Consider the following 13,241-nt stretch of genomic DNA (forward strand, 5'->3'; position numbering starts at 1 on the left):
CGCGGTGCCTGGTAGCTGGCTGCTTGGCTGCATGCCTCGGTGAGTCGGCTGCCGGACTAATTATTTGCCGCGGCTATCCGTTCCATGGGGGACAACTTGCAAGCCGAATTCAGGCAGGAAACCCCCATGACCGACGCGTTCGAACTCCCCAGCACCCTGGCTCATGCCCTCCAGCGCCGCGCCGCGTTGACGCCGGACCGGGTGGCCCTGCGCTTCCTTGCCGACACCCCAGGGCAGGGTGTGGTGTTGAGTTATCGCGACCTGGACCTGCGCGCCCGGACCATCGCCGGCGCCTTGCAGGGCGAAGCGGCGCTGGGTGATCGCGCCGTGCTGTTGTTCCCCAGTGGTCCGGATTACGTCGCGGCGTTCTTTGGCTGCCTCTACGCCGGGGTGATCGCGGTGCCGGCCTATCCGCCGGAGTCCGCCCGTCGCCACCATCAGGAGCGCCTGCTGTCGATCATCGCCGACGCCGAACCGCGCCTGCTGCTCACCAGCAGCGATCTGCGCGAGCCGTTGCAAGCCATCGAGTCGGCGCCGCCGGTGTTGTGCGTCGATACCCTCGACCCGGCCCACGCCGGGCAATGGCGGATGCCGACGCTGCAGGGCGATGACATTGCCTTCCTGCAATACACCTCCGGTTCCACTGCGCTGCCCAAGGGTGTGCAGGTCAGCCACGGCAACCTGGTGGCCAACGAATTGTTGATTCGCCACGGCTTTGGCATCGATCTGAACCCCGACGATGTCATCGTCAGTTGGCTGCCGCTGTACCACGACATGGGCCTGATCGGCGGTCTGTTGCAGCCGGTGTTCAGCGGCGTCCCCTGCGTATTGATGTCCCCGGCTTATTTCCTGGCCCGCCCCGTGCGTTGGCTCGAAGCGATCAGCGAGTACGGCGGCACCATCAGCGGCGGTCCGGATTTCGCCTATCGGTTGTGCAGCGAGCGGGTCAGTGATTCGGCCCTGGAACGTCTCGACCTGAGCGGCTGGCGCGTGGCTTATTCCGGCTCCGAGCCGATCCGCCTCGACACCCTGGAGCGTTTTGCCGAGAAATTCGCTCCGTGCGGCTTCACGCCGGACAATTTCATGGCCTCCTATGGCCTGGCCGAAGCGACTTTGTTCGTCGCCGGCACGCCGCGCCGCCACGGCATTCCTTCGTTGCGAGTGGATGACGCGGCGTTGGCACAAAACCGGGCCGAGCCGGGGCAGGGCAGCGCGGTGATGAGTTGCGGTGTCAGCCAGCCCGGGCACGCGGTGCTGATCGTCGAGCCCACCACGTTGCAGCCGTTGGCCGACAATCAGGTCGGTGAAGTCTGGGCCGCCGGGCCGAGCATCGCCCTGGGTTACTGGCGCAACCCTGAAGCCAGCGCCAAAACCTTTGTCCAGCACGACGGCCAGACCTGGCTGCGCACCGGCGACCTGGGTTTCCGGTGCGACGGCGAACTTTTCATCACCGGTCGCCTGAAAGACCTGCTGATCGTGCGCGGGCACAATCTCTATCCCCAGGACATCGAGCAAACCATCGAGCGCGAAGTGGAGGTGGTGCGCAAGGGCCGGGTGGCGGCGTTCGCGGTCAACGACAGCGGCGAGGAGGGCATCGGCATCGCCGCGGAAATCAGCCGCAGCGTGCAGAAAATCCTGCCGCCCGAAGCCGTGATCAACGCCATTCGCCAGGCCGTGGCCGAGGCCTGCCAGCAAGCCCCGAGCGTGGTGGTGCTGCTCAATCCCGGCGCGCTGCCCAAGACCTCCAGCGGCAAGTTGCAGCGCTCGGCCTGCCGCATCCGGTTGGCCGACGGCAGTTTGGACAGTTACGCACAGTTCCCGTCAGCCGCAGCAGATGTGGCTGACGAATCCGCGCCGTCCTCCGCGTTGCAAGCCCTCATCGGCCAGGTCTGGCGGGAGCAATTGCAGGTCGGGCAGGTCCGGGCCGACGATCATTTCTTCCTGCTGGGCGGTAACTCCATCGCCGCCACCCAGGTGATCGCACGCTTGAGCGAAACCCTCGGGCTGGCGCTCAACCTGCGCCTGCTGTTCGAAGCGCCGACCCTGGCTGCGTTCGCGGCGACGGTGGCGAACCAGCAGCGGGACGGCGGCCAGGCCCAGGGCGCGATCAGCCCATTGCCGCGCCATGCGCCACTGCCGCAATCCCTGGCGCAGAACCGTTTGTGGATCACCTGGCAGCTCGACCCGGCGAGCCGTGCCTACAACATTCCCGGCGCTTTGCACCTGCGCGGTGAGCTGGACGAAGACGCGCTGCGGGCCGGTTTCCAGCAACTGATCGAGCGTCACGAGTCCTTGCGCACGCGGTTCCTGGAGCGGGATGGGGTGGCCTTGCAACAGGTCGATCCGGCCGGCGAATTCAAGCTGCAGGTGATCGATCTCAGTGACGAACCTGCCAACCGGCGCGAAGCCCGGGCGCGGCAGGTTCGAGAAGACGAAGCGGCCACGCGGTTCGATCTGGAGAAGGGGCCGCTGCTGCGGGTCACCCTGTTGCGCCTCGACGAGGATGACCATCAACTGCTGGTGACGCTGCACCACATCATCGCCGACGGCTGGTCGATGAATGTATTGATCGAAGAATTCTCCCGCGTGTACGCCGCCGCCTCCCAAGGCCAGGTTGCTGAACTGGCGCCATTGCCTTTGCAATACGCCGACTACGGCAGTTGGCAACGCCAGTGGCTCGCCCAGGGCGAGGCCGAGCGCCAACTGAGCTACTGGAAGCAGCAACTGGGCGCTGAACAATCGGCCCTGGTGCTGGGCACGGATCATCCACGCAGCGCTCAACGCCAGCGCAGCGCCGCGCGGCACAGCCTGCGCCTGGACAAGGACCTCGGCGAGGCCCTGCGCCACGTAGCCCAGGCCCATGACGCGACGCCGTTCATGCTGTTGCTGGCGGCTTTCCAGGCGCTGTTGCAGCGTTACACCGGGCAATCCGACATCCGCGTCGGTGTACCCAACGCCAACCGTCCGCGCCTGGAAACCCAGGGGCTGATCGGCTTCTTCATCAACACCCAGGTCCTGCGCGGGCAGGTCGATTCCCGTCAACCGTTTGCCGCGTTGCTGGCCCAGGCCCGGGAAGCCACGCTCGGGGCCCAGGCCCACCAGGACCTGCCATTCGAGCAACTGCTCGAAGCGTTTCCCGAGGCGCGCGAGCAAGGTCTGTTCCAGGTGATGTTCAACCACCAGCAGCGTGACCTGAGTGCCTTGCGCCGTCTGCCGGGGCTGCTGGCCGAGGAGTTGCCGTGGCACAGCCGCGAAGCCAAGTTCGACCTGCAATTGCACAGCGAAGAAGATCGCAACGGCCGGTTGACCCTGTCGTTCGACTACGCCGACGAACTGTTCGAGGCGGCGACCATCGAGCGGCTGGCAGCGCATTACTGCAACCTGTTGCGGGCGGTCTGTGCCGATCCGCAGCAAGCCATCGGCGATGTACCGTTATTGACCGCCGATGAACACAGCCAACAGCAGCACTGGAGCGCGGCCCCGTGCGCGCCGGCCAGCCAATGGCTGCCGGAGCTGTTGAACGAGCAGGCCCGCAGCACGCCGCAACGGATCGCCCTGCGCTGGGACGGTGGTCAACTCGATTATGCCGAGCTGCACGCCCAGGCCAACCGCCTGGCCCATTACCTGCGGGACAAGGGCGTTGGCCCGGACGTGTGCGTGGCGATTGCCGCCGAGCGTTCGCCACAGTTGCTTATCGGCGTGTTGGCCATCATCAAGGCCGGCGGTGCCTATGTGCCGCTGGATGCGGACTACCCGGCCGAACGCCTGGCCTACATGCTCGACGACAGCGGCGTCGACCTACTGCTGACCCAGACCGCGTTGCTGGAGCGTTTGCCAGCCTGCGACGGCGTCAGTGTCATCGCCATGGACGCCTTGCACCTGGAACAATGGCCGAGCAACCCGCCGGGCCTGCACCTGCACGGCGATCACCTGGCCTACGTGATCTACACCTCCGGCTCCACCGGCCAGCCCAAAGGCGTCGGCAACACCCACGCGGCCCTGGCCGAGCGCCTGCAATGGATGCAAGCGACCTATGGGCTGGATGCCACCGATGTGCTGATGCAAAAGGCCCCCATCAGTTTCGACGTGTCGGTCTGGGAGTGCTTCTGGCCGCTGATCACCGGCAGTCAACTGCTCCTGGCTGGCCCCGGCGAGCACCGTGACCCGCACCGCATCGCCCAGTTGGTGCAGCAGTTTGGCGTCACCACGCTGCACTTCGTACCGCCGCTGCTCAGCCTGTTTGTCGAAGAGCCGCTGAGCGCCCGCTGCACCAGCCTGCGCCGGCTGTTCTGCGGTGGCGAAGCCTTGTCGGCCGAGTTGCGCAACCGGGTGTTGGTGCAACTGCCGTCGGCGCAATTGCACAACCGCTACGGCCCGACCGAAACCGCGATCAACGTCACCCATTGGCATTGCACCGAAGCTGATGGCGAGCGCTCGCCCATCGGTCGTCCCCTGGGCAACGTGCTGTGCCGGGTGCTCGACAGCGACCTCAATCCCGTGCCTGCCGGTGTGCCGGGCGAGCTGTGCATTGGCGGCCTGGGCCTGGCCCGGGGTTACCTCGGGCGTCCGGGCCTGAGCGCCGAGCGTTTCGTCGCCGACCCAATGGGGCCGGCCGGTGCGCGGTTGTACCGCACCGGCGACCGGGCGCGTTGGGGCGCCGACGGCGTGATCGAATACCTCGGCCGCCTCGACCAGCAGGTCAAGCTGCGCGGCTTCCGGGTCGAACCGCAGGAAATCGAAGCGCGCCTGCTGGCCCAGGACGGCGTCGCCCAAGTGGCGGTGCTGGTGCGCGACACCTCGGCCGGCCCGCAGTTGATCGGTTATTACACCGCGCCGGAGGTCACCCACGGCCAGGACGAATTGAACACCCGGCTCAAGGCCGCCCTGGCCGCCGAACTACCGGACTACATGGTGCCCGCCCAACTGCTGCGCCTGGACGCCATGCCCTTGAGCCCGAGCGGCAAGCTCGATCGCCGCGCCTTGCCTGAACCGCAATGGCAGGTGCGCGAGCATGTCGAGCCGGTCAGCGCCCTCCAACAGCAAATCGCCGGCATCTGGCGCGACGTGCTGGGACTGGCGCGCATCGGCCTGCGGGACGATTTTTTTGCCCTCGGCGGTCATTCGCTGCTGGCGACCCAGATCATTTCCCGCACTCGCCAGGCCTGTGACGTGGAACTGCCGTTGCGAGCGCTGTTCGAGGCGAGTGAACTGGGTGCTTTCGCCGAGCAAGTGCGCTTGATCCAGGCCAGCGGCCAGACCAATCGCCAGCCGCCCATCGAGAAGGTCGACCGCAGCCAACCGGTGCCGCTGTCGTATTCCCAGCAGCGCATGTGGTTCCTCTGGCAGATGGAGCCGGACAGCCCGGCCTACAACGTCGGCGGTATGGCGCGGTTGCGCGGGGTGCTGGATGTCGGGCGCTTCGAGGCGGCCTTGCAGGCGTTAATCCTGCGCCACGAAACCCTGCGCACCACGTTCCCGAGCGTCGACGGCGTGGCCTGCCAACAGGTGCACGGCGAGACGGGCCTGCGCATGGACTGGAAGGACTTCTCGATGCTGGCCGCTGACATTCGTCAGCAGCGGGTGCAGCAACTGGCCGACAGCGAGGCGCACAAGCCCTTCGACCTGGAAACCGGACCGCTGCTGCGGGCCTGCCTGGTCAAGACCGCCGAGCATGAGCATTACTTTGTGCTGACGCTGCACCACATCGTCACCGAAGGCTGGGCGATGGACATTTTCGCCCGTGAACTGAGCGCGCTGTACGAAGCCTTTGTCGACGACCGTGAATCACCCCTGGAACCCTTGCCGGTGCAGTACCTGGACTACAGCGTCTGGCAGCGCCAGTGGCTGGAATCCGGTGAGCGCCAACGGCAGCTGGACTACTGGACCGCGCAACTGGGCCGCGAGCATCCGCTGCTGGAGCTGCCCGGCGACCGCCCGCGTCCGTCGGTGCAGAGCCATCGCGGTGAACTGTTCCGTTTCGATCTCAGTGATGAGCTGGCCGCGCGGGTCCGCGCCTTCAACGCGCAACAGGGCCTGACCCTGTTCATGACCATGACCGCCGCCCTGGCCGTGCTGCTCTACCGTTACAGCGGCCAGACCGACCTGCGCATCGGCGCGCCGGTGGCCAACCGCATCCGCCCGGAAAGTGAAGGGCTGATCGGTGCGTTCCTCAACACCCAAGTGCTGCGTTGCCAGCTCGACGGGCAGATGTCGGTGGGCGAACTGTTCGAACAGGTGCGCCACACCGTCATCGAAGGCCAGTCCCACCAGGACTTGCCGTTCGATCATCTGGTGGAAGCCCTGCAACCACCGCGCAGTGCGGCCTACAACCCGTTGTTCCAGGTGATGTGCAACGTGCAGCGCTGGGAATTCCAGCAGAGCCGCACGCTGGCCGGCATGACCGTCGAATACCTGGTCAACGATGCCCGGGCCACCAAGTTCGACCTCAACCTGGAAGTCACCGACCTGGATCAGCGCCTGGGTTGCTGCCTGACCTACAGCTCCGACCTGTTCGACGAGCCGCGCATCGCGCGCATGGCCGGGCACTGGCGCAATCTGTTGCAAGCGCTGCTGGACGATCCGGCCCGACGCCTGAGCGAACTGCCGTTGCTCGATGCCGGCGAGCAGCAACAACTGCTCGACAGCCTGGGTGTCGAGCCCGGTGAGCATCGCCTGGACCAATGCATTCACCCACTGTTCGCCGAACAGGCTCGGGCGCGTCCCGACGCACCGGCCCTGACCTTCGCCGGGCAGACCCTGACGTATGCGCAACTGGACAGCCGCGCCAATCGCCTGGCCTGGCGCCTGCGCGAGGCAGGCGTCGGGCCGCAGGTGCGGGTCGGCCTGGCCCTGGAGCGCTCGCTGGAAATGGTCATCGGCCTGCTGGCGATCCTCAAGGCCGGCGGCGCCTACGTGCCGCTGGACCCGGAATACCCGCTGGATCGCCTGCACTACATGATCGAAGACAGTGGCATCAGCCTGCTGCTCAGCGACCGGGCGATGCTCCAGGCCCTCGGTGCACTGCCCGAGGGTGTGGAGTGCTGGTGCCTGGAAGATGATTCGCCGGCCTTGGCGCAGTACCCGGATCACTCGCTGCCGCTGATCAACCTGCCGCAACACCAGGCCTATCTGATCTATACCTCCGGTTCCACCGGCAAGCCCAAGGGCGTGGTGGTGTCCCACGGTGAAATCGCCATGCATTGCCAGGCGGTGATCCAGCGCTTTGGCATGCGCCCGGACGACTGCGAGCTGCATTTCTATTCCATCAACTTCGATGCGGCCACCGAACGCTTGTTGGTGCCGTTGCTCAGTGGTGCCCACGTGGTGTTGCGGGCCCAGGGCCAGTGGGACGCCGAGGAAATCTGCGGGCTGATTCGCCAGCATCGCATCAACATCCTGGGGTTCACCCCCAGCTACGGCAGCCAGTTGGCGCAGTGGTTGGCGACCCAGGGCCAGACCTTGCCGGTGCGCATGTGCATCACCGGCGGCGAAGCCCTGACGGGCGAGCACTTGCAGCGCATTCGCGCGGCGTTCAGCCCGAGCCTGTTCTTCAATGCCTATGGCCCGACCGAAACCGTGGTCATGCCCCTGGCGAGCCTGGCCCCCGAGCAATTGGAGGAGGGCGCGGCCAGTGTGCCGATTGGCAGCGTGATCGGTGCCCGGGTGGCGTACATCCTCGACGCCGACCTGGCGTTGGTGCCGCCGGGTGCCACGGGCGAGTTGTATGTGGGCGGCGCCGGTCTGGCCCAGGGGTATCACCAGCGTCCGGGGATGACCGCCGAGCGTTTCGTCGCCGACCCGTTCGCCACCGACGGTGGACGCCTCTATCGCACCGGCGACCTGGTGCGCCAGCGTGCCGACGGGCTGGTGGAGTACCTGGGACGGATCGACCATCAGGTGAAAATCCGTGGTTTCCGCATCGAACTGGGGGAAATCGAAACCCGCCTGCTGGAACATGAGGCGGTGCGCGAGGCCGTGGTCCTGGCCCTCGACACGCCTGGCGGCAAGCAACTGGCCGGCTACCTGGTGAGCGACATCGCCAGCCAGGATGACGAGCGACAAGCGGCCCTGCGCGACGCCTTGAAAAACCACCTCAAGGCCCAGCTGCCGGACTACATGGTGCCCACGCACCTGATCCTGCTGGCGAGCATGCCGCTGACCGCCAACGGCAAGCTCGACCGCCGCGCCTTGCCGCTGCCCGATCCTGAACTCAATCGCCAACATTACGTGGCGCCGAGCAATGCCCTGGAACAGACCTTGGCGGCGATCTGGTGCGACGTGCTGAACGTGGCGCAGGTGGGCCTCAACGATAATTTCTTCGAGTTGGGCGGGGATTCGATCCTGTCCATCCAGGTGGTCAGCCGTGCCCGGCAACAGGGCATTCATTTCACGCCCCGGGACTTGTTCCAGCACCAGACCGTACAGACTCTGGCCGCCGTTGCCACGCGCAGCCAGCAAGTGCATGCCGAGCAGGGCCTGTTGCAGGGCGAGTCCGGGTTGACGCCGATCCAGCACTGGTTTTTCGACCGCCCGATCCCCAACCGCCATCACTGGAACCAGGCATTGCTGCTGGAACCGACCACGGCCCTGGACCCGCAACGGCTGGAGCAGGCGCTGCGTAGCGTCTTCCAGCACCACGATGCCTTGCGCCTGGGCTTCGACGAAAGCGCCGGACATTGGCGCGCCGAGCACCAGTCGCTGGCTGATGCTGTGCTGCTGCAGCAGGTCTGCGTGGACACTGCCCAGGCATGCGAAGCGTTGTTTGCCGAGGCGCAGAGCCGTTTCAATCTAGCCACCGGGCCGTTGCTGCGTGCCGTGCTGGCGCAGTTGCCGGATGGCCGGCAACGGTTGTTGATCGTCATTCATCACCTGGTGGTGGACGGTGTGTCGTGGCGGGTGCTGATGGACGATCTGCAAACCGTCTATCGCCAGCTCGTCGCCGGGCAGGCGGCGCAACTGCCGGCCAAGACCAGCCCGTTGCGCGACTGGGCCGCGCGCTTGCAGGCCTACGCCGGCAGCGAGTCCCTGCGCGAGGAGTTGGGTTGGTGGCAAGCGCAATTGAGCGGTGCGCCAGTGCAACTGCCGTGCGCGAATCCTGACGGCGGGCTTCAGGAGCGTCACGGGCAAACCGTCAGCGTGCGCCTGGACGCCGAGCGTACCCGGCAACTGCTGCAACAGGCGCCAAGTGCCTACCGCACCCAGGTCAATGACCTGCTGCTCACGGCGTTGGCCCGGGTGCTGTGCCGTTGGAGCGGCCATGATTCGGCCTTGGTCCAGCTCGAAGGCCACGGCCGCGAAGCGCTGTTCGACGACCTCGACCTGACCCGCACCGTCGGCTGGTTCACCAGCGTCTATCCCGTGCGCCTGAGTCCTGCGGTTGAAGATTTCAGCGTCTCGATCAAGGCCATCAAGGAGCAACTGCGCGCGGTGCCCCACAAGGGCCTCGGTTATGGTGTGCTGCGTTACCTGGCGGACGCGCCGACACGTGAGGCGATGGCCGGCCTGCCGCACGCGGCGATCACCTTCAACTACCTGGGCCAGCTTGACCAGACTCTGGGTCAGGAGGCGCTGTTCCAGCCGCTGGACGCGCCGCTGGGTGCCATCCACGATCCCGATGCGCCGCTACCCAACGCGTTGAGCGTCGACAGCCAGGTCAGCGGCGGCGAACTGGTGCTGCGCTGGACCTTCAGTGCCCAGCGCCATGAGCGCCAGGCCATCGCCGCCTTGGCCGAGGCTTACCTCGATGAGTTGCAACGCCTCATCGAACACTGCCTGACGGACGAGGCGGGCGGGCTGACGCCATCGGACTTCCCCCTGGCGAAGTTGACCCAGGGCCAGCTCGACAGCCTGCCGGTGCCGTCCGCGCAGATCGAAGACGTCTACCCGTTGACGCCCATGCAGGAAGGCATGCTGTTGCATACCCTGCTGGAGCCGGGCACCGGCCTGTACTACATGCAGGATCGCTACCGCATCAACAGCGCACTGGACCCGCAGCGTTTTGCCCAGGCCTGGCAGGCGGTCATCGCCCGTCACGAAGCCTTGCGCGCATCGTTCTGCTGGAACGTCGGCGAAGACATGCTGCAAATCATCCACAAGCCAGGCCGCACGCCAGTGGATTACCTCGACTGGTCCGAGGTGCCTGAAGACGCCCAGGAAGCCAAGCTCCAGGCCCTGCTCAAGGATGAACGCGAGGCCGGTTTCGATCTGTTGAACCAGGCGCCATTCCACCTGCGGCTGATTCGGGTCGGCGCGGCGCGCTACTGGTTCATGATGAGCAACCACCACATCCTCATCGATGCCTGGTGCCGTTCGCTGCTGATGGACGACTTCTTCGAGATCTACACCGCCCTGGGCGAGCAGCGCGAGCCGCAGTTGGCCGTGCCGCCGCGCTATCGCGACTACATCGGCTGGCTGCAACACCAGAGCCTGGACGCAGCCCGGCAGTGGTGGAAGCGCAACCTGCAAGGCTTCGAGCGGACCACGCCGATCCCTGGCGACCGACCGTTCCTGCGCGAGCACGCCGGTGACAGCGGCGGCATGATCGTCGGCGACTGCTACACCCGTCTCGATGCCCGGGACGGCGCACGGCTGCGGGAACTGGCCCAGGCCCATCAACTGACGGTCAACACCTTCGCCCAGGCGGCGTGGGCCCTGGTCCTGCGCCGGGTCAGCGGCGACCGCGACGTGCTGTTCGGCGTTACCGTGGCCGGGCGCCCGGTGGAGCTGCCACAGATGCAACGCACCGTCGGGCTGTTCATCAACAGTATCGCTTTGCGCGTGCAGATGCCCGAGGACCATCAGCGCTGTAGCGTACGGCAGTGGCTCAGCGATTTGCTGGACAGCAACATGCAACTGCGCGAGTACGAATACCTGCCGCTGGTGAGCATCCAGGAAGTCAGCGAACTGCCCAAGGGCCAACCGTTGTTCGACAGCCTGTTCGTGTTCGAGAACGCGCCGGTGGAAGTCTCGGTGCTGGACCGTGCCCAAAGCCTCAATGCCACCTCCGACTCGGGCCGCACCCACACCAACTTCCCGCTGACGGCGGTCTGCTACCCCGGGGATGACCTGGGGCTGCACCTTTCCTACGACCAGCGCTACTTCGATGAAGCCACCGTCCAGGGTTTGCTGAGTGAGTTCAAGCGGCTGCTGCTGGCGCTGATGGAGGGCTTGCACGGTGACATGAGCGAGTTGCCGCTGATCGGTGCCCAAGAGCAGGACTTCCTGATCGAAGGCTGCAACCAGAGCGAGCATGCCTATCCGCTGGAGCAGAGCTACGTCGAGCTGTTCGAGGCGCGGGTCGCGGTTCATCCGCAACGTCTTGCGCTCAGTTGCCTGGACACGACCTACAGCTACGCCGAGTTGAATGCGCGCAGCAACCGCCTCGGCCACGCGCTGATCGCGGCCGGGGTCGGTCTGGATCAGCCGGTGGCGTTGCTGGCTGAACGGGATGCGCAACTGCTGGGCATGATCATCGGCAGCTTCAAGGCCGGTGCCGGCTACTTGCCGCTGGATCCCGGCCTGCCGAGCCAGCGCCTGAGCCGCATCATCGAATTGAGCCGCACGCCTTTGCTGGTCTGCACCCAGGCCTGCCAGGCCCAGGCCCAGGCGTTGCTGGACGAGTTCGCCTGTTCCGGACGGCCGAAGTTGCTGGTGTGGGAAACCGTCCAGGCCAGCGACTTTTCGTCGCAAAACCCTGGCGTCTACAGCGGGCCGGACAACCTCGCCTACGTGATCTACACCTCCGGCTCCACCGGCCTGCCCAAAGGCGTGATGGTGGAACAGCGGGGCATGCTCAACAACCAGCTGAGCAAAGTGCCGTACCTGGCGCTGAGCGAGGCGGATGTCATCGCCCAGACGGCGTCCCAAAGCTTCGATATTTCGGTCTGGCAGTTCCTGGCCGCGCCGTTGTTCGGCGCCCGGGTCGACATCGTGCCCAACGCCATCGCCCACGACCCGCAAGGGCTGCTGGAGCATGTGCAGCAACAGGGCATCACCGTGCTGGAAAGCGTGCCGTCGCTGATCCAGGGCATGCTCGCCCAGGAGCGCATCGGTCTGGACGGCCTGCGCTGGATGCTGCCCACTGGCGAGGCGATGCCGCCGGAGCTGGCCCACCAGTGGTTGTTGCGTTACCCGGACATTGGTCTGGTGAATGCCTACGGGCCGGCGGAATGCTCCGATGACGTGGCGTTCTTCCGCGTCGACCAGGCGTCGACCCGTGGCACTTACCTGCCGATTGGTACGCCCACCGACAACAACCGTTTGTACCTGCTCGACGGCGCGCTGGACCTGGTGCCGCTGGGTGCGGTGGGTGAGTTGTGCGTGGCGGGCACCGGGGTCGGGCGCGGTTATGTCAGCGATCCGTTGCGCACCGCCCCGGTCTTTGTGCCGAACCCGTTCGGGGCACCGGGAGAGCGGCTGTACCGCACCGGCGACCTGGCGCGGCGGCGCAGCGACGGGGTATTGGAATACGTCGGACGCATCGACCATCAGGTGAAGATTCGTGGCTACCGCATCGAGCTGGGGGAAATCGAAGCGCGCTTGCATGAGCAGCCGGAAGTGCGCGATGGGGCGGTGGGCGTGCAGGAGGGCGCCAATGGCAAGCATCTGGTGGGCTACCTCGTGGCCACCGACTCGGCACTCAAACCCACCGAACGCCTGGAGCGCATCAAGCAGCGCCTGCGGGCCGAACTGCCGGAATACATGGTGCCGCTGCACTGGCTGTGGCTCGATCGCCTGCCCCTCAACGCCAATGGCAAGCTCGACCGCAAGGCCTTGCCGGCCCTGGAGATCGGCCAGTTGCAAAGCCAGGACTATCAGGCACCCGGTAATGAACTGGAGCAGACCCTGGCAGACATCTGGGCCCAGGTGCTGAAAGTCGAGCGGGTAGGGGTACGGGACAACTTCTTCGAGTTGGGCGGTCATTCCTTGCTGGCGACGCAAATCGCCTCACGGGTGCAAAAGGCCCTGCAACGCAACGTGCCGCTGAGGGCGATGTTCGAGTGCAGCACGGTGCTGGAACTGGCCGATTACATCGATGGGCTGGCGGCCAGCGAAATCACTGAGGAGAAGGTGGACCGGTTGAATGATTTGATGGCGGAGTTGGAAGGGTTGTAGTTTTGCGGCGCTTGTAGCGGCCTCATCGCGGGCAAGCCTTGCTCCCACAGGGATCGGCAGCGAACAGGTTATTTGTGTTCGAGCTTCACCCTGTGGGAGCAAGGCTTGCCCGCGATGGGGACAGCACA

General features: G+C 65.9%; 1 protein-coding gene. It reads left to right on the forward strand.

What is annotated here, in order from left to right:
* The first annotated feature begins 126 nt into the window (after positions 1-126).
* Entirely contained in the window at positions 127-13,113 is a 12,987-nt protein-coding gene (locus tag IB266_RS01270) for a non-ribosomal peptide synthetase (protein WP_192259668.1), read from the forward strand.
* Positions 13,114-13,241: the final 128 nt, after the last annotated feature.

The sequence above is a fragment of the Pseudomonas sp. Pdm06 genome (assembly GCF_014851795.1).
Lineage (GTDB): Bacteria > Pseudomonadota > Gammaproteobacteria > Pseudomonadales > Pseudomonadaceae > Aquipseudomonas > Aquipseudomonas fluorescens_AA.

Coding starts and splice junctions, on each gene's coding strand:
- IB266_RS01270 (WP_192259668.1), top strand. CDS start 127: ATGACCGACGCGTTCGAACTCCCCAGCACCCTGGCTCATGCCCTCCAG.